We start from the raw sequence: 25975 nt of genomic DNA on the forward strand, positions 1-25975 counted from the left end.
TATTTAACTTCCTATTAGTCGACGAGATAATGCAGAACTTATTCCTGTATCACGATATTGTAAGAACTCAGCGAGGCGCGGGTAACCAGCCTCAAATAAATCACGGGGCATACGTGCATCTTTTGCAAGGTAAACTCGGCCTCCAGCTTCACGCACAATGGCATCTAACCTCTCAAATAACTTAGATGTCCGATCACCTTTATTTGGAAAATCTAAGGCAAGCGTCACCCCTGGCTGCGGGAAACTCATCATGCCTACAGGTTGACGATTACCAAAGGTTTTTAGTACTGCCAAAAATGAGCCATCCCCAGATCTCGATATTGCAGACAACATTTCATGAGTCGCGTCATGACCAACCCCGCGAGGCACAACACATTGATATTGAAAGAAGCCATGAGGACCATACATACGATTCCACTCAAGCAAATTATCCAACGGATAGAAAAATGACTGGTAATGACAAACTTCTCTACCTGCTCGCCGTTTTTTAAGATTAAAATAAGCTGAATTGAATGCCTTTAGCGACAGCTTGTTAACTAATGAAACAGGGGGCACAAAAGGTACTGTTAATTTTCGATGTTCAGGTTCCTGACGACCACTAATACCTGTAGGATTGCCCCGCATAAAAAGACCACGCCCACTATTAGACATACAATCTATCCATGAAACTGTGTGCTCCCAGCCTGCTTCCGAAGCGTCTGCTAAACAAAAAAACTCCTCGAGATTAGCATAAGCTATTGTTTCAGTATCAAGCCATGGTCCCAACACTCTACGCAACTGAATTTCAACTTGAACAATTATCCCAGTAAGACCAAAACCACCTATCGTTGCAGCAAACCAATCAGGCAAAAGCGCTGGCCCGCACTCGATAAATGTTCCATCAGTACGCGCAAGCTTAATACTTCTCACATGATCGCCAAACGATCCTAGTGCATGATGATTCTTACCATGTACATCATTAGCAACCGCACCGCCTACAGTCACAAGTTGAGTGCCAGGTGTAACCGGCAGAATCCAACCATTTGGTATAAATAATTGTTGAATGTCTCTTAGCAACACGCCAGCTTCACAAACCAACCGCCCTGTAGTTGGGTTAAAGTTAATAAAGCGATCCAACCCCCTTGTCTTCCACAATACCCCTTCAGGATTAAGGCATACATCACCATAGCTACGCCCCATGCCATAAGCAATACCGAGGTTATTATTTTGTATTTGATGAGAAACTTGCTCGCGATCAGAGAGAGAAATAATTTCATGCTCCCCCCCTGCTAACCTTCCCCATGATGTAATCGCTACCATGGCCAACCTATAGCACCTAGTGTTAGTACTGCTGCAAAAGCCACTCCTGCAAATAAGCTCGCTTTATCTTTTACGGCAAAAACCAACGGATCATCATGCATTTCGCCACGATGAGCTTGCATCCACATCCAGCTAATCCAAAACAACATAACAGGCACAACGCCCCAAATAAACTCTGGTGTGTGATATAGCTTAGCCACAGCCTCGCTATTTAAGTATAGTGCGAGCACAAGCACAGCAGCATAACCAGAGGTTACTCCTAGAGTTTGTATCAATGATGCATCCGAAGTGTAATACCCGCGACCATGGATTTTTTTCTTTCCATTGTGCACTTGCACCTCTAGCTCGGCATATCGTTTGATAAAAGCAAGCGATAAAAACAAAAAAACCGCAAATGCAAGCAGCCAAAATGAAAGCATCATACTAGCGGCCGCAGCCCCTGCGACAATACGAAGGGTATAAAGCACAGCTAATGTTATGCAATCCACAAGGATGAGTCTCTTAAGAGAAAAAGAGTAAGCACAGGTCAAAATGAAATAAAAAAACAACCAATAAAAGAAACTTTCTCCTACGTAATGAGCTAAAGCAAAACTACTCAGCAGCAGCAAAGGTGAGAGTAACACACCAATCCAAGCGGGAACCAAACCTGAAGCAAATGCCCTTTTACACTTACGTGGATGCTGCCTGTCGCTCTCTAAATCCAATAAGTCATTTGAAATATACACTGATGATGCACATAGTGAAAATGAGAGAAATGCTATTATTAAAGTTGGCCAAACATCTGCATTCATAAACTGATGGGCAGCAAAAAGCGGTATAAATAGCAGTAAATTTTTAAGCCACTGGTGCATACGTAAAACTCGGGACCAAACAAAAATGTCTGGGGACGCTTGAGGAAACTCCATTTCTACTTCGCACGCAGGTATCACTTTTTGAGCTAATTTAGTAGTTGCATTTACAACAACCGCTCTACGAGCATACTGCCATACAGCCAAGTCATCATGAGAGTTGCCCGCATAATCAAACCCATCTTGGCCAAAGCGCTCAATAAGTGCTGCAGCTTTATTCTGGCCAGCCAAGTTAACAACCCCATCGCTAGCTATTACTTCATCAAAGATACCAAGGTGGTTTGAAATTGTCGTTGCTATGGCGAAATCAGACGCTGTGCACAGAATTAATCTACGCCCTATACTCCTCTGCTCATTTAACCAGCTAATAAAATGATGGTTGTAAGGTAATAGTCTTGGATCAAAGTCATGGCGATCAGCTAAGTTTTGTTTTAAATGCGCCTTACCGTGTAATAACCAATATGGAATACGAAAAGTATTCCATAAATTATTACGAATAACTCCGATTGCTGACTCATGCAACATATCGGTATTGATTAGAGTACCATCCAAATCAACTATAAGCGGATGTGAATTCAAAGAGCTTCCTTTGCAAAAATTAAATTCATTGTAAAACATCAAGAAGCCTACTGATGCAAATAACGACAAAAACTAAAGCTCACTAATGTGATTGGCGTTGCCACAAGAGAAAATAGCTAATATCTCGGAAATGCGAAGGCGAAAATCTATCAAAGCAATGATTTCAGTAGGCACCACCAGTAAATTTCTTAATATCCCGTAACTGCCTTTTGGTTGGCCGCCCTGCACCTCTATCTCGCTGAGCGAAGTCGTGCTCACCTGTGAGTTTTGCATTTTCGCGTTTAGCAATGCTTTCAGCAGTTTCGGCATATAACAGCGCTGCTTCTGGTGCACCTTTACGTACGTTGGATAACGCCTGGACATTGACTTCAATTTCGAAGTCTCGGTTACGTATGTGAACCACTTGGCCAATATGTACTTCTTTTGCTGGCTTTACGCGATCTCCATCCACATGCACTTTACCTGTGTCGATAGCGGTGGTGGCAAGGCTGCGTGTTTTAAAAAAACGTGCGGCCCATAGCCACTTGTCTAGCCTGCATTTGCTGTCTGCTTCGTTTGCCATTTTTTAATCAATCAGATACTGACCTAAGCGGGCCGTTTAGGCGAGTTAGTTTCTAGGATTGTTTTAAAGTCTTTAAGCACAACTTCTGCCATGACATTCACCGATTGTAATTGATGCCCTGTTAAGTAATGAATACCATCAGCTACATTATTCATGGTGGCAATGTGAAATTGGCCCTGCTCAACGGCCTTAATTACTTCATCACTGAGCACGAGATGGCGCATATTACGCTCAGGCATTAACACACCTTGTTTGCCATCCAAGCCTATTTCCTTACAAACCCTAAAGTAGCCTTCAATTTTTTCATTTAATCCGCCAACAGGCAGTACTTCACCGTGTTGGTTTAATGCGCCAGTAACCGCTATACCTTGCTTAATAGGTACTTGTGCGAGTGACGACAACAGTGCGAACAATTCCGCGCAGGAGGCCGAGTCGCCATCTACACCGCTATACTCTTGCTCAAACACGAGTGAAGCCGTGAGGTTAAGCGGATTTAAATGTGCAAAATTAGTATGTAGCCAACTTTGTAAAATCATCACGCCTTTATCATGGGTGGGCCCGCTCATTTTCACTTCACGGTCGATGGTCAGCACGCCTCTGCTACCTGGGTAACAGTTCGCAGAGATGCGCACTGGCGACCCAAAACTTGCCTCAGATAAATCAATATGCGTCAGGCCGTTAATCTGGCCAATGTATTCACCATGCACACTGATGATTAGCTCTTTATCTACGATAGAGTCGCGCATATGCGCTTCAATATAGCTATGACGCGCATATTTGCGTGCAATGGCTGATTTAACATCCTCAACCGTAACGAGTTCCGCACCGCGCAGGCTGGCGGCTGCCGCACTCTCTAAAAGCAACTTCTCAAGCACTGCAAATTTAGTGCTTAGTCTAGTTTGATCTTCAATCAAGCGGTGCATGGCCTGCAACAGTGAAGCGACAGCATCCGCTGTCACGTGACGGCAGTGATGCTGCTGGCATTTATGCGCAATAAAAGACGCATACGCGGCATAATTTTCAGGGCTGGCTTTAACTTGATCGGCAAACTCTATCTTGATGGGAAAATAATCAAAAAAATCAGGTTTAACGCTTAGTAACTCGTAATAATCCTCACGTGTGGCAATCAACACAATTTTCACTGACACAGGTATTGCAGCCTGTGCGTTAATCAGGCTACTGCCTTGATTGCTACTGCTGCTTAAGTCTTCAATCTGCAAGGTGCCATTGCGTAAAAAGCGGTGTAGCTTCTCTAGAATATGTGTGCCGCTTTGTTCATCGGCAAGAATGTCGCGTAAATGTAGTAACAATGTGCCGCCATCCGCGCGCATCAGATTGCCTGCGCGTAAACGCATAAAGTCTGGAATGTTACTGGCTTCGCTAGCGCCCTCTATCCCGCCAAACAAAGATTGCAAGCTCGGGTCATTATCATAAATCACTGGCGCATGCTGAGTGGCGTGGTGTTCAACGAGCACATTGGCACGGTAACGTCCAAAAAAGCTCTCAGACATTAGCGCCTCAAGGTTGCTTTCACCCTCCGGGCTTGTTGTTGGTTGCCAAGTTTCCAGCGTATCCAGTATATCTTTTTGTAGCGTACTAAAATAATGCGCTGGTATTTTGTCTGGCTCTATCAGAGTAAGGCTAGCTTTGACTGTGTTTAACTGCGCCTCTACAAATGCCTGCAATGGCGCGATAGAGTTTTGCTGCACTTTGGCCTCTAACAAACTGGCTATATCTTTGGCAAAAGCACGTACAAAGCTATCTAAGGCCTGTTTAAGCTGCGCCCCTGCGCCAGCAGGCAACTTAATAAACAATGGCTTACCACTTGCTTCAAACTGATATAACGCGACTAAATCACTAGCAGCTGGCCATTTTTTTGCAGCCTCGTGCATTACGCTTAACATTAACGTAGTGCGACCTGAACCAGGCTCGCCTAAAGCGAGTAAATTAAAACCAGTCTGCTGAATACTTAACCCAAATTCAGCAGCTTTTTTCGCCTCGGCTTGTGCAACCCACGCTTGATATTGTGCGCTATCGTGCGCCTCAACACGTAGTTCGGATGTATCAGCAAATTTAAATTGCTCTAATGCTACATTAATGGTTAGTGCTTGGGATGTTAGTATTTTTTGCATATTATTTTTCTATACTCCAACGATCACGCGCCGTATCGTCTGCTGATTTTGCTTCTACCCAGTGTTCACCTGTTGAGTTTGCTTCCTTTTTCCAGAATGGCGCTTCTGTTTTAAGATAATCCATCATAAACTCACAGGCAGAGAACGCATCGCCGCGATGCGCACTTGTCACGATGACCAGCACAATTTGATCACTAGGCTGCAGCGTACCCACGCGATGCACAATCAAAGCGTCCATGATATTCCAGCGGCCTTTTGCCTGCTGAATAATAGCCGCAAGGGACTTCTCCGTCATGCCGGGATAATGTTCAAGGGTGAGCTGTGAAACTGTATCCCCATCGTTTAAGTCACGCACCAAGCCAACAAAGCTCACCACCGCGCCAATATCTTTGCGTGATTGGCGCAACTGATTGATCTCAACGCCTATATCAAAATCTGCTGTTTGCACTCTTACTGTCATAGTTTTACCGCATTAGTGTAAAGCAAACGCATTAACCACCTGTTACTGGCGGGAAGAACGCTACTTCATCACCATCATTAATGGTGGCTTTATCATCCACCAACTCATGGTTAATGGCTGCGCGCACCTTCAGTTTACCCATGAGCATTTGCCCCCAAACGTCACCACGTTTAGCAAGCAATGCTTTCAACTTTAAAATAGTAAGCGAGTCCTCTGGCAGTTCTAAATCTTCTGTAGAATATTTAAGCGTTTCTTTCAATCTTGCAAAGTAAAATAATTTAATTTTCATTGGGTTACTTAGTTTAATTAATCTGTTTTATCATCAATAACATCAAGCAAATCTGGTGTTCTATTCGCTAACTCTACACGTTCAATTTGCGCAAATCTCTGTGAAATTTTCTGGCTAGAAATATGCACATCCTGTGCGTTTTCGTGCGCTTGGCGGATATTGTCTGCCAGCTTTTTCATGCGCAGGTCAAAGCGACCAAAATCTTTACTGAGCTTGCCCAGCTCTTCTTTAATGACGTGCACTTGTTTACGTGTTTCCACATCTTTTAAGACAGCTCTAGCAGTATTTAGTACCGCCATTAACGTCGTTGGCGAAACCACCCAAACACGTTTATTCATGGCATATTCAATAACATCGGCATGATAAGCATGTAACTCAGCAAACACAGCCTCTGCCGGAATAAACATGACAGCACCATCAGATGTGACATTGGAAATAATGTACTTGGTAGCAATGTCATCTACATGCTTTTTAACATCTAATTTAAATTGCTTTTCGGCAATCAGTTTTTCTGCTTCGCTAAGTTTGTTATCCAGCATGCGGTGGTAATTTTCCAGCGGAAACTTGCTATCTACCGCCACCACGCCGGTTGGCTCAGGTAAAAACAATGCGCAGTCGGCACGCGTGCCATTTTCAAAAGTGTGCTGCATTGCAAAAGAGTTCACAGGCAACACATTACGGACTAAGGCCTCCAGCTGCACTTCACCAAAAGCACCGCGTGAGCGTTTATCGCCCAGTAACTCCTGCAAGCTCACTACATTGGTGGTTAAGCCGTCAATTTTCTTTTGCGCTTCATCAATAGTTGCCAAACGCGCCATCACATCCATAAAGGTTTGGTTGGTCTTTTTAAACCCTTCATCCAAACGTTCAGAAACCTTGCCGCCGATTAGCTCCAAGCGGCCATCTACTGACTTAGTTAGCGCCTCAATACTTGCCGTAAGTTGTAAGGTGGCATTGCGCATGGTTGATTGAATCAGCTCTTGCTCCGCTTTACCCTGCTCGGCTAACGTAGTATGCAGTTTTTCCAGCACTGTTTCGCGCGTTTGAGCAAGACTATTGTTCTGCGCCAATTGCAAAGCCTGCATCGCGTCTCGCGTTGCTTGTAGTTCAGTTGCCACACTGGCGCGCAAACGCTCGCTAGTTTCATTGGTGGCGCTGCTCAGCCTGTCACCAAGTTTGTTTAGGCCGTCGTTAAAATCCAGCAACATAGCGCGATGCTTTTCTTCAAGCTGCTGCAGTATAAGCGTGTTGTGATCAACCTTGCCTTCTCTCCACATCTGCAATAGCAGCAACAAAAGAACAGCAAAGACAATAATTAATATAATGATTTGTAGCATGGGCTAAATTATACCCGATGCTTGTTTAGCATCTGTATAAATTCACGTCTTTAACGTAGATTACGACATAAACTTACTGCATATGATTCTGCATGCAAACGGCTATCTGCAAAAAATTTAAAAAGAGCGTTTTTAAAATACGTAGGATTATGCCAAACTTAACTTTATTACCACTCTCGTTAGGCTTATTGTGCTTAAACTCAAATTACTGCTAAACCAGCAACTGGCAAATATTACGCGCAGGCTGCATAACAACTTTTATTTGTATTTGAGCGCATTGCTCACCGTATTGGTTTTATTAGACGCCAGCGTGTTTCATGTGGGTGAAAACATGCGCGACCGTGCGTTTGACATGATGGTAAAAAATCGAATATTGGTGCCCAAACCAGACCCAGATATTGTCATTGTAGACATCAACGAAGCCTCGTTAAGCGCTATGTCTGCCGAGTATGGCCGCTGGCCTTGGCCTAGGCAAGTGCTTGGTGAGTTCTTAGAAAACATTGAAGCGCAGCAGCCCAAAGCCGTCGTGTTTGATATTTTGTTTAGCGACCCTGACATTTACAACCCAGACAGTGATGCCTATTTTAACGAAGTGATTGCAGGCACAAAAAATACATTCTTCCCCATGCTGCGCTTGGCAGAGGCAAGTGACCATTTAAGCCAGGTCACACCGAACATGATTCCTGGTGTTAAACGTACAGGACTAGACCAAACTGGAACAGCTCAACCTATTGCCATCGTTCTGCCACATTTGGAGGCGGCACTCAACTCAGGGCATTTAGGAACACACAATATTTACCCAGATAAAGACGGCATCGTGCGCGAGTACAGGCTATGGCATGATGAAAGTGGCTGGATACTGCCATCTTTACCACTTGCCGTAGCTAACTTCACTAAAACCAATTCAGAAACTTTGCCGCAAAACATGCTAATTAATTGGCGCGGCAAACCATTTACTTACCAATTTGCCACGTTTAGCGATGTTTATGCCGACATGGCAAGCAAGGTGAAAAAGCGCCCGGCGAATGAGTTTAAAGACAAAATAGTGATTATCGGCTCTACCGCACCATCGCTATTTGACCTAAAAGCCACAGCCATGGCGAAAGCTCACCCAGGGGTGGAAATATTGGCAACTGCCATTGATAACGTTAAACATGATGATTATTTAAAAGTTTGGCGCGGAAGAACGCCATATATTCTCATGAGCTTAGCGCTCATTTGGCTAACTGCATTAGCGTTTTTCCACAATGTAGATCGCGACAAAGTCACTAGGATTTTCAGTAGCAGCCAAATCATACTGATTACACTGTCTTATCTGGCAATTAACTTTACCAACACCTATCTGGACTTAACCGGCCCGATTACTTGGGCAATTTTGTATTTCAGTGTGGCTAAAATATATGCATTGGCTAACGACAGGGCAATGCAGCGCTTGCTCGCTAACGACGTAGAGTCAGGCAAAAAAGGCGCAGCCATTTTACTTATGCCCATTATGTTTGAAACACGAGAACCATTGAGCGATAGCTTGCTCAAAAAGTTACAGTACAAAATTGAGCAGCGTCTGCAGCGGCACGCCACTGTGGAAATTTTAAAAGGAACGCAAAGTGGCATATGGGGGCTATTTAGCGACATGATTATCGTCAGTTGGGCTTATGCGCATGATAACGAAGCAGAGGCAAGCCAAGCCGTGCAGGATGCAACAAAACTTGGTACACAACTGGACCAACTGGTGCAAGGTATAGGTATTCCTGAAGACACGACTGCGCGTTATACGACGCATAGCGGAACATTAAACACAGAAAAACCGATGGCAAATCAATGGCGTGGTTTGTTTGCTCAAGCTATTATCAAGTTAGATATTTTAGAAGGTGGAACCCAATGAAACATTACTTAAAACACGCACTCATTCTGAGTAGTTTAGTGCCCTTGCTTTATGCTGGCGTGAGCGCAGCTGCCGAAAAAGGCAGCGCACTTAAGAATGACAGCTTACGTAGTGAGCCGTTTGCAGATGCCAAAGTCACTGGCAGCTTCGCACGTGGTGATAATTTAGAAATCATCAAAAAACAAGGCGCATGGCTACAAGTAAAATCCGCAAAAAGCTCTGGCTGGGTACGATTACTTTCAGTCAAACGTGGCGCAGCCACTACAAGTAACCAAGCGGCTGGAGTACTTGCCGTTGCCAGCGGCAGAGCCGGTACTGGGCAAGTGGTATCCACCACTGGCGTTCGTGGCCTGAGTGAGCAAGAATTAAAAGCGGCTAAATTTAATGAAGACGAAGTTAAAACATTAGAAAGCTATACGTTAAGTGCGGATAAAGGCCGTGCTTTCGCCAAAGCGGGCAAATTAAACAGCATTGCATTTAAGAACTTAAAAGAAGCGAAAGGCGGTACTCAATGAACGCTAACCCAAAATTGACCGGCATCATGTCTACCCATAAACATCGCCTAATCTCCACCCTACTTGCATCACTATTGGGGCTAGTTAGCCTGCACAGTGCCGCCTTTGATTTCAAAGGCGCATTAAAAGACGCCGTAGAAAAAGAAATAGGCCAAAAATCGGACAGCCCAGCCACTCCTACTGAGGCGACAAGTAGCACGGACAGCACAACAACCAGCTCAGAAGCAGCGTTTAACTGGAAAAACCCTAGCACTGCAGAGGAAATAAGCCTCGGGCGCGAAATTGCCGGCAACTTGCTGGGAGCAGCGCCATTAGTCAAAGATGCCGCTTTGCAAAAATATGTTAACTCAGTGGGCCGCTGGGTTGCATCACAATCTGAGCGCCCTGAGTTGCCTTGGCGTTTTGGGGTAATTGAGAGTGAAGACTTAAATGCTTTTGCAGCACCTGGTGGTTACATCATGCTGACCAAAGGCTTATATCGCAAGCTTCAAAATGAAGCGCAGCTCGCCGGTGTGTTAGGACACGAAATTGCGCATGTCGTCAAAAAACACCAGCTCAAAGTACTGCAAAAACAACAACTGCTAAGCATGGGTGCCGGATTATTAAGTGACAAATACGCAAAAGACAACGCCCTCATTAGCAAAGCAATTGGTAGCGGTGCCGAAATCAGTGCGCGTAGTCTGGATAAATCAGCCGAATATGAAGCGGACCGCTTAGGCTTAAGTTACGCCACACGTGCCGGTTACGAGCCCTATGGTTTACCTGAGGTATTGCAGACACTGGGGCAATCCGGCAGCAGCGATGCCAACGTTGCCTTATTGTTTAAAACCCACCCTCACCCAGATGAGAGACTCACGGCACTAAGTGAGTCTGTAGGCACGCAATTAGACAAAATAACCAATGGAAAAACGCTAGAAAATCGATTTTATGTACTTAAGTAATAGGTAATACATTGAGATGAAACGATAGCCATGCACACACTACGCAATTTTTCTTGTTGAATGGTTAGCGTGGCAAAAACACCAATAAACAAGTGAAATTTAGTGAAGCATCATCACTTTGTTTGATCCTCCTCAAATAAAGCGGTGATTGTTGATTTAGCTGTTTGACATCTCAATGCGTAAGGATAAAAATGTCCTTATGCATAGTAGGAGATTGTTCTATGGCTACGAAACAAAAAGACAGTAAACCTAGTGGTCCTTTAAAAGAAAATATCGCTAGGCCCACTAGTAATACCTCAAAAAAACGTAAAGTGTCATCAGGTGACACAGCGCCAGATAACACAGCGAGCGGAGTTGAAAACTTTGTAATGAGGGAAAACATCGCTGCGGCACAAGGCTCCAAACTAGAAGCGGTGCAGGATATTATTCAACGCATTTCTAGTAATGACTTATCAATGCTACCTGAAGCATTACATACCATACTCAAAGGCGCCTCCCCCGATGATGCAGCAGCGCTGAGCAAAGCGCTCACAGTGATTAAAGACACCAATGTCATCAAATCACGATTACGTAATGACCAGGCACTAGCTAAAGACTGGCGCGATGGTGGCTACCCTTATCAAAACCTGCTCTCACGCAAGTCTTACGAGAAACAGAAATATCGCCTGCAGGTAGAGTTATTAAAACTACAAGCATGGGTAAAAGAAACAGGACAGCGTGTGGTCATTTTGTTTGAGGGACGAGATGCGGCGGGCAAAGGTGGTACCATTCGGCGCTTTATGGAACACCTTAACCCACGCGGTGCACGTGTAGTGGCGCTTGAAAAACCAAGCGAGGTCGAGCGTGGCCAGTGGTATTTCCAAAGATACGTTTCACAATTACCAACCGCTGGTGAAATCGTACTGTTTGACCGTTCATGGTACAACCGTGCCGGCGTTGAGCGCGTAATGGGCTTTTGTAACAATGACGAGTATCTTGAATTTATGCGTCAAGCACCGGATTTTGAGCGCAACCTTACAAGATGCGGCATTCATGTCATTAAGTTCTGGTTCTCGGTGAGCCGATCAGAACAACGTAGACGCTTCAAAGAGCGTGAAATGCACCCGCTCAAACAATGGAAGCTTAGCCCAATTGATTTAGCGTCGCTTGATAAGTGGGATGAATATACAAAAGCCAAAGAAGCGATGTTCTTTCATACAGACACTGCTGACTCACCTTGGACCGTCATCAAATCTGATTGTAAAAAACGGGCACGCCTCAACGCGATGCGCTATGTGTTACACAAACTACCCTATACCAATAAAAATATTGACGCGATTGGTAACTTAGACCTGCTGTTGGTAGGGAGAGCACATATTGTGTATGAACGTGGTGAGCATAATCATATTATCCTCTAGGCTACGCATTGATTGACTAAGAAGGCTGATTAGCTAGAGGGTACTCACATCTGAGCTTAGATTTTAAGCGCCTTATAGCGTTCTCAGTGAGTGCTATATCAAATCACGCACACGTAGCTCAGCTTTGATATAGGCATAATAAATAGGTGCCGCCACAATGCCAATCAGCCCAAATGCGGCCTCCATACATAACATGGCAATCAGTAACTCCCATGCGTTGGCACGAATCTGGCCGCCGACTATACGCGCGTTTAAAAAATACTCAAACTTATGAATAATCACTAAGTAGAGTAAAGAGCCCAAAGCCACCCCTAGGGTTTGACTTAAACTTACCACGACAATCACGGCATTTGAAATAAGGTTGCCAATTACCGGAATCAAGCCCACTACAAAAGTAATCGCAATCATGGTTTTCACCAATGGCAAATGTATGCCCATCACAGGTAATACCACTGCGAGATAAATGGCTGTGAAAAACGTATTAATGGCAGAAATGCGTATTTGTGCAAAAACCACGCGTTTGAACGCATCGCTTAACAATGCACAGCGCATATAGAGTGCACCGGCAAACGGTTTAAAATGTTCAACCGTCACAGCCTCGCGCAGTGCCAGCATGCCGCCTACAATCATGCCAATTAATATATGCGCAGTGACGCGTCCAGCCTCTTTGCCAACCACTTGCAACTCACCGGCATGGGTACGCAGCCATGTGGTTAACATTTCTTTAAATGTCAGCGCATCTGCTGGCAAATGGCTTAATAACCAGCTCGGTAATATTTTTCTGGAGTCTTCTAATATTTGTGCCATTCTGGCTAAAAGCACGGTTAAACTGCCTGCATCAGAGCGTAAAAATGCCGTTAAGCCAGCACCGGCAAGTGAGAGCAAACTCACGATGAAAAACACCAAAATACCTACCGCCCAAATCTTAGAATAATTACTCGGGCGCTTACTAGGAAATCTACGCGAGATATACGGCGTAATCATGTGCACCAGCTGATACACCAGCAAACCAGCTAACAGTGCAGGTAACAAGCTAAACTTAAGCACAAAAAATAACGCAAGCCCTGTCAACAGCCAAGCTGAAATGTCATACCCTGTTGCTTTGGCAACTGATGATTCCTGCGTTATGTTAGCCATATTTCCCTTAAATCAATCACTTAAATATACTGGTTAAAAATAATAACCAGCTGTCTATTAATAGCTTTTAATCGAAAATCTATTCACAAAATCAGAGACATCAGCTGCTGGTATTGAAACGATCAAATCAATATGCTCATTGAAAGCTTTGTCTAAGATACCACCATTACATTTTGATAATGCTTTTGTTACATAATCCATTTGATTATAGGCGATGGTGAGCTTAATGGTCTTCATTTCCACATAGTCTGCCACCTTAGTTGCATCTAATGCCAGCTTGGCCGTGCCACCATAAGCACGCGCCAAACCGCCTGTACCTAGGTTAATACCACCGTAATACCTAATCACACCAACACAGGCATTAATCAGATTGCGCCCCTCTAATAGCTTTAATACCGGCATCCCAGCGGTGCCGGAAGGCTCTCCCGCATCCGAAAAACGCTGCACTATCCCGTCTTCAGTCTTTAATCTGAATGCATAAGCTAAATGGTGCGCGGTTGGGTGTTTAGCCGCAAAAGCGCGCAAAGCTGCACCAACTTCTCGTTCAGAGGTGCACGATACCGCCATGGCAATAAAACGTGACTTAGTAATGGTCTGCTCAGCAAACCCGCTATCTATTAATATTTGCAACTACTTACGCCCACCTAAAATGCTGCCTAAAATACCACGAATGATTTGCCTGCCTAATTGTGAGCCAATGGCGCGCGCTGCACTTTTGGCTGCGGCTTCTAATATACTGTCACCACGACTGGCGGGTTCTTTCTTACTTGAAGATGCAGTCCCTACATCTTCGCCACCAGCAAGTGGCGTAACTTGCGCTTTTAATATCTCATAAGCAGATTCGCGATCCACTTGTTTTTCATAAACATTATTCAGAACAGATGTCCGAATTGTTTCAATGCGTTCAGCATCGGTTGCAGGGCCTACGCGGCTACCTGGCGGGCAAACAAAAGCGCGCTCCACCGGTGTCGGAATCCCCTTTTCATCCAAGAATGAAACAAGCGCTTCACCTACCCCCAGCTCAGTAATCACACTTTCCACGTCTAATTTAGGATTAACCCTAAATGTCGTTGCGGCGGATTTCACTGCTTTTTGATCCCTTGGCGTAAAGGCACGCAAGGCATGCTGCACACGGTTACCCAATTGCCCCAAAACTGCATCAGGGATATCAAGCGGGTTCTGGCTCACAAAATACACGCCTACTCCTTTTGAACGAATCAAACGAACAACTTGTTCAATTTTTTCCAGCAACACTGCAGGCGCGTCATTAAACAACAAATGTGCTTCGTCAAAGAAAAACACTAATTTCGGTTTATCTAAATCCCCTGCTTCCGGGAGCTTTTCAAACAATTCAGACAGTAGCCACAATAGCAAGGTCGCATAAATACGTGGCGAGTTAAATAACTTGTCACTCATCAAGATATTAACGACACCATGCCCCTGCTCATCAGTCTGCATCAAGTCATCTAAGTTAAGCGCAGGCTCACCAAACAACATGTCAGCCCCTTGCGTCTCAAGCTGCAATAATGCGCGCTGCACCGCACCTACACTTGCCGCAGAAATATTGCCGTACTCTGCTTGGTATTGCGCTGAGTTCTCAGAAGCATGCTGCATCATTGCACGCAAATCCTTCAAGTCCAGCAGTAACCAGCCTTTATCATCGGCAATTTTAAATACCGCATTGAGCACACCGGCCTGCACATCGTTCAAATTCAGTAAACGGGAAAGTAGCAAAGGCCCCATTTCCGCAATAGTGGTACGGACAGGATGCCCTTTTTCACCAAACATATCCCAAAATGTAACTGGGCACTTAGCATAACTAAAATCAGAAAGCGCCAACTGCTGCACCCTAGCGTCAACTCGGGCATTGCCCCCACCTTGCTGGGACATACCGGATAAGTCACCTTTCACATCTGCCATAAACACTGGCACACCATTTTTGGAGAAGCCCTCTGCCAGAGTCTGTAGCGTGACTGTTTTCCCTGTACCCGTTGCACCGGCGATCAAGCCATGACGGTTCGCCATCCGTGGCAGGATAACACTGGAAATTTCATTATTTTTTGCAATTAAAATGGGGTTAACCATGAAGTGATTACCTAAGCTTTAGTAATAAACGTTAATAAATTGGGGTAGCAATGACAGATATGATTTATAAAGCGGGCAATTTTTAAAAGTCACCTTTACGCGCTCTATCCATAATCTCAAGCAACTTGGTTTCTAACTCCTGCGCAGATTTTTTTGCACGCTCAGTTGGATGCTTAATACTTTTTAAATCAAAAGTAGGACGATCCATCGCGATATATAGCTTAGGCTTGTTATTCCCATCCAGTTTTTCGTAAATTGCCACTCTACAAGGCGCAAATACTAAAAACTCGGGATGATCTAAAATAATTTCCGTGCCCATGCTTAAATTGCAAAATGAGCGCACTTCTTTAATGCCTTGCGGGTCAACGCCACGCAACTTCATATGCTCGCCTATCGGAAAGTTAGCGGGGTTCACAAAGTTCATGCCTTCAGAAATACTTTTTAAACTCTCGACCACATCCTGATAACTCACATTGGCGTTAACCGGCAGCTCATAAATGGCACTTAAAGGGTCGATTGCTGGCATGCCTGGCCGCACTTGACCAATCAAGGCATTGTCTTTGTGCGCCATATTAGGCTGATTGAAACAACAAGCAATCATACCTAAGCTCAAACCTATTAAAAACACAGCATGGTAGCTTGTGTGCAAAATACGTCGCGTGTTTAGCATTAACATGGTGGCCACCTACTCTAAGTTAATCAGCAATCTTGAGTGCCTGATTTACCGCAGCCCGATTAAAATGCGGCGCAATCAGTTCAATAAATCCATACATATATCCGCGTAAAAATGCATCTTTACGCACACCTAAATAAGTCGTGCTATCGGCAAATAAATGATCAACGTCAATTTTCGCCAAATGCGTATCACGCTCGACGTCATATGCCATATTAGCAAGCAAACCAACCCCTAAACCCAATGTGACATATGTTTTAATCACATCGGCATCAATCGCAGTAAGCACAACATTAGGCGTTAACCCTGCATCAGCAAAAGTCTTAGACACTAGCGTACCACCAGTAAATGCAAAGTCATAGGTAATGAGTGGGTAATTCGCTAGCTTTTCTAAGGTCAAAGGCCCGCCCTGCAACAAAGGATGATCATGCGGTACTACAACGCAGCGATTCCAATGATAACAAGGTAAGCACAATAAGCTCTCGCGCTCACTAATAGACTCAGTAGCGATCCCAATATCAGCCTCACCACTTTCCACCTGCTCAGCTACCTGGCTAGGATTACCTTGATGGATATTAAGCTTAACGCGCGGATAGCTGGTCATAAAGGCTTTGACAGCTGCAGGCAGCTTATAACGTGCTTGCGTATGTGTGGTAGCAATCGTTAAGGTACCAGTCTCCACATCGCTAAACTCATCACCCACACGCTTAATATTTTCAATATCGCGCATCACCTTATCGGCCAACATAACAATCTGCTGACCGGGCACAGTTAAGCCCGTTAGTCGCTTGCCATTACGTTTAAATATCTGCAGACCAAGCTCTTCTTCAATTAACTGGATTTGCTTGCTCACGCCGGGTTGTGATGTATACAAAGCATCGGCAGCACTGGTAATATTCAACCCCTGCTTCACCACTTCATGCAAATAACGTAACTGATGTAATTTCATTGGGTTAGCTTCTTCCAAACAATCCATTAACAAGATATTTAATGCGTACTTCTTGCATGATTAACACACACAAATGCGCGCATCTTATATAACTAAACGATATATCCATAGAATAACATATTCTTAAAAAAAACGAGAACGCACTGTTATAGTACGCGCCTAAATTTAGTTAATAACGGATACTCCACATGGAATTTGGTTATGTAATCTCAGGCTTTGCCGTAGGCTTGCTTGTTGGCGTCACAGGTGTAGGCGGCGGATCATTAATGACACCCTTACTCGTTTTTTTATTCGGTTTTAAAGCAGCGGTAGCAGTAGGTACAGACTTGCTCTACGCCGCCATTACTAAAACAGGCGGTGTGTTTGTGCATCACAATACGCATAAATCTGTTGATTGGCGAGTGGTCGCATGGATGTCAGCTGGTAGCTTACCTTCTGCGGTTATCACAATTTTTGTGATTAAACACCTTATCCAAATTGAAAAAGATATTTCCGGCATTATCACCCACACATTGGGCGTTGCATTGATTTTAACGGCGATAGCTTTAATAATCCGCAGCTATTTAACACGCAAGAAAATACGCGAAATTGAAGATAGTGTCATTAGTAGTGGTCGTTTTAATAAAATTCAGGTCCCAGCAACCATATTTACTGGCATAATACTGGGTGCGCTAGTTACAATTTCCTCAGTAGGTGCAGGTGCGCTTGGCACACTGGCGATACTCTTCCTTTATCCTAAGATGAGCACGCTCAAAGTAGTAGGTACTGATTTAGCGCATGCAATCCCGTTAACGGCGGTTGCTGGCTTCGGTCATTGGACGCTTGGACATGTCAACTTTGAACTGTTAGGCACGTTACTCATAGGATCACTACCTGGAATATGGGTCGGTAGCCATTTGAGTGTAAAAATTCCAGAAAAAATATTACGCCTAATTTTAGCCACGCTACTACTTGTGATTGGTTTGAAATTCGTTTTAGTTTAATTTATAAAGTTAGTTTAAAAAGTACTATATATATGTATAAATATGATGAAATAGATCAACAGATTGTTGATGAACGCGTTGCCCAATATCGCGACCAGACTCGCCGCTACTTAGCTGGCGAGCTATCAGAAGATGAGTTCCGTCCGCTACGCCTTCAAAATGGATTATATATCCAACGTCAGGCACCGATGCTCCGCATTGCAGTGCCTTACGGCATGTTATCTAGCGCACAATTGCGCAAACTTGGCGACATCTCGAAAAAATACGACAAGGGCTATGGTCACTTCAGTACCCGTCAGAACTTGCAATTAAACTGGCCTAAACTAGAAGATGTGCCTGAAATCCTAGCGGATTTAGCTACGGTTGAAATGCACGCTATCCAAACCTCAGGTAACTGCATCCGTAACATCACTACTGACCAGTTCGTAGGCGTTGCACCGGATGAAGTCATCGACCCACGCGCGATTGCTGAAATCATGCGCCAATGGAGCACATTCCACCCTGAGTTCGCTTTATTGCCACGTAAATTCAAAATTGCAGTTTCTGGTACTAAAAACGACCGTGCATTAGTACAAGCCCACGACATCGGCTTAGAATTCTACCGTGACAGCAACAACCAAGTTGCAATCAAGGTATGGGTTGGTGGTGGCTTAGGCCGCACACCTATCTTGGGTACGGTAATACGCGAACATCTGGAGTGGCAACATGCCCTGACCTATTGCGAAGCGATTATCCGTGTTTATAACTTACATGGCCGTCGCGACAACATCTATAAAGCACGTATCAAGATCTTAGTTAAGGCTTTAGGTATTGATGAGTTCCGCAAACAAGTAGACGCGGAATGGGCACACATTAAAGATACAGAAAACACAATTACCGAAGCAGAGTTAGCACGCGTTGCACAGCACTTTGATGTGATGCCTTATGAAAACGTACCGGCACATGATGCAGGCTTTGATGTGGCAGTTGCTAGCAACCCTGCATTTGCTGCCTGGGTTAAACGTTGCGTACATCCACACAAACAAACTGGCTACCGCGCAGTTACCCTTTCGCTCAAGCCGCATGGCCAAGCACCTGGCGACATTAGCTCTGAGCAAATGTGGACAGTGGCAGACCTTGCTGACCAATACAGTTTTGGTGAGTTACGTTCATCTCATGAGCAAAACCTAATATTGGCTGATGTTAAATTAAGCGATTTATTTGCATTGTGGGAAAAAGCACGTGCTAACGGTTTAGCAAGCCCTAACATTGGCTTGCTGACAGATATCATTTGCTGCCCTGGCGGTGACTTCTGCTCACTTGCTAACGCAAAGAGCATTCCTATCGCTAAAGCGATTCAAATGCAATTTGATAACTTGGACTATCTGCACGACATTGGTGAGATGGAGCTCAATATTTCAGGTTGTATGAATGCCTGCGGTCACCACCATGTGGGTCACATTGGTATTCTCGGTGTAGATAAAGATGGCTCTGAGTGGTACCAAGTTAGTATCGGTGGTAAACAAGGTAACGATGCAAGCATTGGCACTGTGATTGGGCCTTCATTCTCTGCGGATGAGATGCCTGGCGTCGTGCAAAAGCTAATTGAGGTTTACATTAAAGAACGTACACCTGAAGAAAGATTTATCGATACTGTGCGTCGCTTGGGCGTTGCCCCATTCAAAGCACATGTCTATGCAAAAAATGAGGTTGCAGCATGAGTAATTTAATCAAACTGAACAATGGCGTTGCTAGCTTGGTAGAAGATGACTGGACGCTAGTTCAGTTACCTGCCACACAAGTGGAAGAGCGCAAGCAAGCGGGTAAAGTTGTTTTATTTAAACTCACCGGTGAAGCTACAGTGACTGATGCACAAGTTGCCGATACGGTGATTCCGGCAACTGGCAAAATCATTCTGCCTTTAAGTGTATTTATTGCACGCAACGATGAAATTAAAGCGCGCATTGCGCAAGGTGAAATCGGCGTGTGGTTAGCAACACATGAACTGCTTGAAAATCTAACACAGCATCAGGCAGACTTAAATGCATTGCCTATCATCGCGATTTTTGTAGAGCGCTTTGCTGATGGCCGTATTTTCTCATTAGGCAACTTGCTACGCACACGTTTTGGCTTTAAAAACGAATTACGTGCGTTTGGTGATGTGTTGCGTGACCAGCTGTACTTCTTGAAACGTAGCGGCTTTACAAGCTATTTAGTGCGTGCCGACCGCTCAGCACAAGAAGCGATTGCCAGCCTGAGTGACTTTACTAAACCATACCAAGGTGCGGTTGATGAGCCACGCCCTGTATTTAAGCGTTACAACAGAGGCGCATAAATGACTACGGATGTAGATTTAGGCCAAGTTGTGATGCTTAAACCTAGCGCGAACAACCCAGCGACTAAGCCAACACTGACGGATGAACTAGTAGCAAGCGTTAAGCAAAAAGCAGGCGAAGTGCTAGCGCTATTGAGTAACGCTGCAAACGAGTTTGGTGTGAATGAAGTCACCTTTGCTAATAGCTTTGGCGCTGAAGACATGGTGTTAACCGACATTATTCAACGCCAAAAAATTGCAATTGAGATTTTCTCACTGGACACTGGTCGCCTTCCTGTTGAAACCTACGACTTAATTGCCAAAACAGAGCAAACTTACAATACCAAACTTAAAATCTTTTTCCCGCAGTCTGATGCGGTAGAAAGTTATGTAAGAAGCAATGGCATCAATGCATTCTATGAGTCCATTGATTTGCGCAAAGCCTGTTGCTTTATGCGTAAAGTAGAACCATTGCAACGTGCTTTAAAAGATAAAAAAGCATGGGTCACCGGCATGCGTGCAGAGCAATCTACCACACGCGTTAACCTGCCATTCCGCGAGTTTGACAGCGGCAATAATTTAGAAAAATTTAACCCGCTAAGTAATTGGACTGAAAAAGAAGTATGGGCCTACATCCGCATGTTTGATGTGCCATACAACAAACTGCATGATCAATTTTACCCAAGCATCGGCTGTGCGCCATGCACGCGCGCGATTGCCATGGGTGAAGATGTGCGTGCCGGCCGCTGGTGGTGGGAAGACCCCAACAGCAAAGAGTGCGGATTACACGTAAAGAAATGATTTTATAAAATTCTGCTACGTATCAAGTAGTAATTTTGATTTTTGAAACCTAAGAATATGACAACGACTAAACAACCCTTATCTCATTTAGACTGGCTAGAGTCTGAGGCCATTTACATTCTGCGCGAGGTCGCGGGGCAATGTAGCAATCCTGTACTGTTATTCTCAGGTGGTAAAGATTCACTATGTATTTTGCGTTTAGCTGAAAAAGCATTCCGCCCTGGTAAGTTCCCGTTTCCACTGATGCATATTGATACTGGCCACAACTATCAAGAAGTATTGGATTTCCGTGATCAACGCGCAGCAGAATTAGGTGAACGCCTAATTGTACGTTCAGTTGAGGACTCAATGAAACGTGGTACTGTGGTACTAAAGTCACCTGATGAACCTCGTAATAAGCATCAATCTGTGACGCTACTAGAAGCCATTGAAGAGTTTGGCTTTGACTGCTGTATAGGTGGTGCACGCCGCGATGAGGAAAAAGCCCGTGCAAAAGAACGCATCATGAGCTTCCGTGATGAGTTTGGTCAGTGGGATCCGAAAAACCAACGTCCTGAATTATGGAACCTGTATAACGCACGCTCACATAAAGGTGAAAACATTCGTGCCTTCCCTATTTCTAACTGGACGGAAATGGACGTATGGCAATACATCGAGCGTGAAAACTTAGGCTTGCCAAGCATCTACTTTTCTCACAATCGTGACATTATTATGCGTGGCGGCGCAATGATGCCAGCTAACGTACCGCTTGCTAACGGCGAGGTGATTAACCAACCCAAAGCAGGTGAAGAAGTCATTAATATGCAAGTTCGTTTTAGAACTGTAGGTGACATCACATGTACAGCACCAGTGCTGTCTGATGCAGATGATGTGAGCAAAATTGTCATTGAAACTGCGACCACCACTATTACAGAACGTGGTGCTACTCGCCTAGATGACCAAACCTCAGACGCTTCAATGGAACAGCGCAAAAAAGAAGGATATTTCTAAGAAATGCAACCTAAACCAATTTATTGAACATATTGCTACGTTGCGAGGTACTCGAAATCCTCATGTACTACTTGTACATTCCGGTTTCTGCGTTCCGTGCGCCTTGCACTATTATTCAATAAACCGCTTTATCTAGCATTTTTGATAATTTGAAAACTAAACTTATGACTACACAACACAACGACTCACTATTACGCTTTATGACATGCGGTAGCGTAGATGACGGTAAAAGTACCCTGATTGGCCGCTTGCTATACGACACCAAAACCATTTTGGCCGATACGCTGACACAAATTTCAAATACCTCTAAAAAGCGCGGTATGGAAGCTGTGGACTTATCACTGCTTACCGACGGCTTACAAGCCGAGCGTGAACAAGGCATCACCATTGACGTTGCTTACCGCTATTTCAGCACTGGCACACGTAAGTACATTATTGCCGATGCACCAGGCCATGAGCAATACACACGCAACATGGTAACGGCAGCGTCAACAGCAAACCTTGCGATTATTTTAATTGACGCTCGTAGAGGCGTACTTACACAAACGCGCCGCCATAGCTATTTGGCGCATCTTGTAGGCATTCCACACATTGTGGTGGCTGTGAACAAAATGGACTTGGTTAATTACGACCAAGCTATTTACGACAAAATTTGTGCAGATTATGCTGCTTTCGCGGCAGAAATTGGCTTAGCTGCAGCTAGAGACATCCGTTTTATTCCAATGTCTGCATTAAATGGCGACATGTTGGTTGACCGTTTGGAAAACATGCCTTGGTACACAGGCGAGACATTAATTGAGATGTTAGAAAAAGCGCCAGCCGCGCATACAGAGCAATCTGAAGCTTTCCGCTTCCCAGTGCAATTCGTATGCCGCCCACACGCATCGGATGACCCTGAACTACATGACTTCCGTGGATTTATGGGTCGTATCGAGTCTGGTGAAATTGCCGTAGGCGATGCAGTAACGGTGCTGCCAAATGGTTACCAATCAAAAGTAAAAGCCATTCAACTCGGCGCAGAGCAATTGCAATCTGCATCAACAGAACAAAGCGTTACCCTGCTGTTAGAAGATGAAATCGACACATCACGTGGTGACATGATTGTGAAAAGTGCTGAAACCATTGAGCCTGTAAAACAAGTGGAAGCCTTTGTATGCTGGCTATCAGAAACACCTTTGTCTACAGCCAGAACTTACATCATTCGTCACACCACGCGTGAATCTAAAGCTAAAGTTGGCGCCATCAGCTACAAAGTTGATGTCAATACATTAGAACAACAAGCGACTAGCGACTTGAAAATGAATGACATCGCACGCATTAGCTTCAAGCTTGCACAACCACTGATGATAGACAGCTATAAAAATAACCGTGCTACCGGCGCTTTCATCATTATTGATGAATCTACCAATAACACAGTTGGCGCTGGCATGATTGTGTAAGTTCTACTAAGTTACCTGCAATCATGATGATTAGATAGAATTAGTCATCGCAAACTAATAGAATTTCTAATAAAATAACGTTTTAGCTTTTAAGCTGTAAAGGACTTTAAAAATGACTTATGTCGTTACCGAAAATTGTATTCAATGTAAATTCACTGACTGCGTAGATGTTTGCCCAGTTGATTGCTTTGTAGAAGGTCCTAACTTCCTTGCGATTAATCCAGATGAGTGTATTGACTGCACATTATGCGTTGCGGAGTGTCCAGCGGAAGCGATTTTTGCTGAGGATGATGTCCCTGCAGATCAACAAGAGTATATTGCGTTGAATGCCCGCCTTGCGCAGGTGTGGCCAGTGATTACTGCACGTAAAGAAGCACTGGAAGATGCCGAAGCAATGAACGGTGTACCAGGTAAGCGTAATTTATTGGTTGAATAATCTAGCCGCGTCAAAAAACAAAAAGGAGGCATATGCCTCCTTTTGTCTATGTGCTAGCGCTTATATGCACACTTACAAAACTAAGCCGCTGTGATGACTAAACCATTAAGATTCCTCCAACACTACTCGCCCACCCTGCAAGATAAGATTCGGCAATTGCAAACGCAGGGTTTACTCGGCGACTACATCACACAGCGTTATCCCCAGTATCACACCATCCAAACAGACAAAGCGCTGTACCAATATAGCAATGAGATTAAACAGGCATTTTTACGTAACGCGCCTCAGCTCGATAAAGTGCATTACGATAACAAATTAGGCATAGAGCACCATGCGCTTGGCCTCAATACCGCCATTTCACGTGTACAAGGCGGCAAGCTCAAAGCTAAAAAGGAAATCCGAATCTCATCCTTTTTTAAAGAGTCCCCCGCCGACTTCTTGCGTATGATTGTTGTGCATGAACTAGCACATTTAAAAGAGCGCGATCACGACAAAGCCTTCTACCAGCTTTGCCAGCATATGGAACCTAACTACCACCAGCTAGAGTTCGATTGCCGTGTTTATTTAACCTGGAAATCTAACTAGGAAAAGTGAAAAATAAGCAACGTAGCTTATTTTCACTTCTTAACGACGCCAGAGATTAGCGCGCCGAATCATGAACCAGCTAAACACTAGATAAACCATCATTGCAATCGCCAAGCCCGATGGCGCATACCAAACAAGAGGAACAACCAAACCCGCTGATACTGTAGATAACAACATTTGGATGAAAGCCTGTCCTGATGCGGCAGTGCCGCGGATTTTAGGGTGGCGATCCAAAGCCGCTAATGACAATATTGGCATCGCTAAGGCCATGCCGATATTAAATAATGCGATTGGCACGATGTTGTAAATAACATTTGTGGGGAGATATAAGCAAACGGCGATGTTGAGCAAGGTCATTGCGGACATCCAAACATAAGCCAGCTTAATCACTTTGCTTTGTGCGTATCTGCCAGCAGCGCGCTTGGCTAGGTAAGAGCCCAGCACCATGCCGCAGACCGTGGGGATAAACATGTAAGCAAATTGATGTTCAGTCAGGCCTAAATGTTTGACTAAGAACACAGGGCTTGCCAGCACATAAAGAAAGAATCCCGCAAAATTTGCACCAAGTGCAAACACCACATAATTAAACTCTTTATCGCTAAAAATTGCGCGATAGTCTTTGATGACCTGTTTTGCAGATAGCGGCAAACGCTTTTCTTTAGGCATGGTTTCAGGCAGATATTTCACTGCCGCCCATAAGCTAAATGCGGCATATAAAGCTAAAAAGATAAAGATAGCCTGCCAATGAATACCCAGCAGTAAACCGCCTATGATGGGGGCAACCGCTGGCGCAATACCAAACAACATTTGTACAGTTGCCATCACACGCTGTGCTTGCGGCCCTTCAAACAAATCGCGTACCATTGCACGGGCTACCACATTACCAGCACCTCCGGATAAGCCTTGTAAGGCGCGGAAAAACCATAACGTTTCTACATTAGGCGCAAAAGCACAGCCTATGGATGCTGCAACAAAAACACCCAAACCCCATTTAATGGTAGTGATACGGCCGATAGAATCGGATATCGCACCGTGCCATAGCGTCATCAATGCATAAGGCAGCAAGTAAAATGTAAGGCTCTGCTGCAGCTCTAATGAAGTGCCATCTAGCGCACGCTCTAGTGACGGAAATGCAGGGAGGTAGGTATCAATTGCAAATGGCGCAAGCGCAGCCAAGCTTGCAAGCACGAAAGACAATACCAATGGGGATGATTGATGCTTCAAACTAAAACTTTCAAAAAAATATTCTGCTGGTAATAAAAAACGCGCTACTGCTTATTACAGTAGCGCGTTAGATTAAATCACAATAACGCTATTAATGCACCCTTGCGAGATACATAACCAGCTAGTTATCTAAATACAA

Annotated in this window: 25 protein-coding genes; 12 read left to right on the forward strand and 13 right to left on the reverse strand. The window is 44.5% G+C overall.

The genetic code is table 11. The features are described from left to right. Positions 1-3: 3 nt before the first annotated feature. From ACSSU7_RS04195 to ACSSU7_RS04225, 7 genes are all read right to left on the reverse strand, one after another. The gene (locus ACSSU7_RS04195) at positions 4-1299 is read right to left on the reverse strand and encodes an FAD-binding oxidoreductase (protein ID WP_492517472.1); all 1296 of its coding nucleotides are present in this window, start codon (positions 1297-1299) and stop codon (positions 4-6) included. Continuing rightward, on the reverse strand, positions 1293-2765 hold the full coding sequence (locus ACSSU7_RS04200; RefSeq protein ID WP_492517473.1) for a UbiA family prenyltransferase: 1473 nt from the start codon (positions 2763-2765) through the stop codon (positions 1293-1295). Before ACSSU7_RS04200 ends, ACSSU7_RS04195 begins: the two co-directional genes overlap by 7 nt. Before the next feature lie 124 nt (positions 2766-2889). Then, complete coding sequence (locus ACSSU7_RS04205) at positions 2890-3288, reverse strand: RNA-binding S4 domain-containing protein (protein ID WP_492517474.1); 399 nt, start codon at positions 3286-3288, stop codon at positions 2890-2892. Between the two features lie 23 nt (positions 3289-3311). Further along, positions 3312-5420, reverse strand: coding sequence for a Lon protease family protein (locus ACSSU7_RS04210; protein ID WP_492517475.1), 2109 nt, complete (start codon positions 5418-5420; stop codon positions 3312-3314). A gap of 1 nt (position 5421) precedes the next feature. Further along, positions 5422-5880, reverse strand: a complete 459-nt coding sequence (moaE, locus tag ACSSU7_RS04215; protein ID WP_492517476.1) for a molybdopterin synthase catalytic subunit MoaE — start codon at positions 5878-5880, stop codon at positions 5422-5424. Positions 5881-5911: 31 nt separating this feature from the next. Beyond that, positions 5912-6169, reverse strand: coding sequence for a molybdopterin converting factor subunit 1 (gene moaD, locus ACSSU7_RS04220; RefSeq protein WP_492517477.1), 258 nt, complete (start codon positions 6167-6169; stop codon positions 5912-5914). 17 nt (positions 6170-6186) lie between these two features. Beyond that, positions 6187-7506, reverse strand: coding sequence for a DNA recombination protein RmuC (locus ACSSU7_RS04225; RefSeq protein WP_492517478.1), 1320 nt, complete (start codon positions 7504-7506; stop codon positions 6187-6189). Positions 7507-7696: 190 nt separating this feature from the next. Here ACSSU7_RS04225 and ACSSU7_RS04230 point away from each other — a divergent pair, with 190 nt between their 5' ends. The 4 genes from ACSSU7_RS04230 to ppk2 all read left to right on the forward strand — a co-directional run bounded on the left by ACSSU7_RS04230 (position 7697) and on the right by ppk2 (position 12241). Further along, entirely contained in the window at positions 7697-9388 is a 1692-nt protein-coding gene (locus ACSSU7_RS04230) for a CHASE2 domain-containing protein (protein ID WP_492517479.1), read from the forward strand. Further along, entirely contained in the window at positions 9385-9903 is a 519-nt protein-coding gene (locus ACSSU7_RS04235; RefSeq protein ID WP_492517480.1) for an SH3 domain-containing protein, read from the forward strand. Before ACSSU7_RS04230 ends, ACSSU7_RS04235 begins: the two co-directional genes overlap by 4 nt. Beyond that, on the forward strand, positions 9900-10844 hold the full coding sequence (locus tag ACSSU7_RS04240) for a M48 family metallopeptidase (RefSeq protein ID WP_492517481.1): 945 nt from the start codon (positions 9900-9902) through the stop codon (positions 10842-10844). Before ACSSU7_RS04235 ends, ACSSU7_RS04240 begins: the two co-directional genes overlap by 4 nt. Before the next feature lie 221 nt (positions 10845-11065). Further along, positions 11066-12241 carry a polyphosphate kinase 2 gene (gene ppk2 / locus ACSSU7_RS04245; protein ID WP_492517482.1) on the forward strand — a complete coding sequence of 392 codons (1176 nt, stop codon included), beginning with the start codon at positions 11066-11068 and terminating at the stop codon, positions 12239-12241. Positions 12242-12334: 93 nt separating this feature from the next. Here the strand turns inward: ppk2 and ACSSU7_RS04250 are convergent, their stop codons facing one another. The 5 genes from ACSSU7_RS04250 to cysB all read right to left on the reverse strand — a co-directional run bounded on the left by ACSSU7_RS04250 (position 12335) and on the right by cysB (position 17085). Next, positions 12335-13378: an AI-2E family transporter gene (locus ACSSU7_RS04250; protein WP_492517483.1), complete on the reverse strand. Its 1044-nt coding sequence runs from the start codon at positions 13376-13378 to the stop codon at positions 12335-12337. A 57-nt stretch (positions 13379-13435) separates the two neighbouring features. Further along, entirely contained in the window at positions 13436-14008 is a 573-nt protein-coding gene (locus tag ACSSU7_RS04255) for an IMPACT family protein (protein WP_492517484.1), read from the reverse strand. Continuing rightward, complete coding sequence (locus ACSSU7_RS04260; protein WP_492517485.1) at positions 14009-15463, reverse strand: helicase HerA-like domain-containing protein; 1455 nt, start codon at positions 15461-15463, stop codon at positions 14009-14011. Positions 15464-15545: 82 nt separating this feature from the next. Continuing rightward, positions 15546-16139 (reverse strand): DUF302 domain-containing protein, encoded by a 594-nt coding sequence (locus ACSSU7_RS04265; RefSeq protein ID WP_492517486.1) that lies wholly within the window; start codon positions 16137-16139, stop codon positions 15546-15548. A gap of 19 nt (positions 16140-16158) precedes the next feature. Next, positions 16159-17085, reverse strand: coding sequence for an HTH-type transcriptional regulator CysB (gene cysB, locus ACSSU7_RS04270; protein ID WP_492517487.1), 927 nt, complete (start codon positions 17083-17085; stop codon positions 16159-16161). Positions 17086-17273: 188 nt separating this feature from the next. Between cysB and ACSSU7_RS04275 the strand changes: the two genes are divergently transcribed. The 8 genes from ACSSU7_RS04275 (at position 17274) to ACSSU7_RS04310 (ending at position 24612) form a co-directional block, all read left to right on the forward strand. Then, the gene (locus ACSSU7_RS04275; protein WP_135277277.1) at positions 17274-18068 is read left to right on the forward strand and encodes a sulfite exporter TauE/SafE family protein; all 795 of its coding nucleotides are present in this window, start codon (positions 17274-17276) and stop codon (positions 18066-18068) included. Between the two features lie 32 nt (positions 18069-18100). After that, positions 18101-19768 carry a nitrite/sulfite reductase gene (locus tag ACSSU7_RS04280; protein ID WP_492517488.1) on the forward strand — a complete coding sequence of 556 codons (1668 nt, stop codon included), beginning with the start codon at positions 18101-18103 and terminating at the stop codon, positions 19766-19768. Further along, positions 19765-20382: a DUF934 domain-containing protein gene (locus tag ACSSU7_RS04285; protein WP_492517489.1), complete on the forward strand. Its 618-nt coding sequence runs from the start codon at positions 19765-19767 to the stop codon at positions 20380-20382. Before ACSSU7_RS04280 ends, ACSSU7_RS04285 begins: the two co-directional genes overlap by 4 nt. Then, positions 20383-21162 carry a phosphoadenylyl-sulfate reductase gene (locus ACSSU7_RS04290; protein WP_492517490.1) on the forward strand — a complete coding sequence of 260 codons (780 nt, stop codon included), beginning with the start codon at positions 20383-20385 and terminating at the stop codon, positions 21160-21162. Between the two features lie 57 nt (positions 21163-21219). Further along, entirely contained in the window at positions 21220-22152 is a 933-nt protein-coding gene (cysD, locus tag ACSSU7_RS04295) for a sulfate adenylyltransferase subunit CysD (RefSeq protein WP_492517491.1), read from the forward strand. A 164-nt stretch (positions 22153-22316) separates the two neighbouring features. Next, a complete protein-coding gene (gene cysN, locus ACSSU7_RS04300; protein ID WP_492517492.1) occupies positions 22317-23591 on the forward strand; it encodes a sulfate adenylyltransferase subunit CysN in 1275 nt (424 codons plus the stop codon). A gap of 112 nt (positions 23592-23703) precedes the next feature. Then, a complete protein-coding gene (gene fdxA / locus ACSSU7_RS04305) occupies positions 23704-24027 on the forward strand; it encodes a ferredoxin FdxA (protein WP_492517493.1) in 324 nt (107 codons plus the stop codon). Between the two features lie 93 nt (positions 24028-24120). After that, a complete protein-coding gene (locus tag ACSSU7_RS04310; RefSeq protein WP_492517494.1) occupies positions 24121-24612 on the forward strand; it encodes a M48 family metallopeptidase in 492 nt (163 codons plus the stop codon). Positions 24613-24651: 39 nt separating this feature from the next. On the opposite strand, the gene ACSSU7_RS04315 is transcribed toward ACSSU7_RS04310, so the two are convergent. After that, the gene (locus tag ACSSU7_RS04315; protein WP_492517495.1) at positions 24652-25836 is read right to left on the reverse strand and encodes a multidrug effflux MFS transporter; all 1185 of its coding nucleotides are present in this window, start codon (positions 25834-25836) and stop codon (positions 24652-24654) included. Between the last annotated feature and the right edge of the window lie 139 nt (positions 25837-25975).

This window comes from Methylotenera sp. E1MeOHC1, assembly GCF_058745595.1.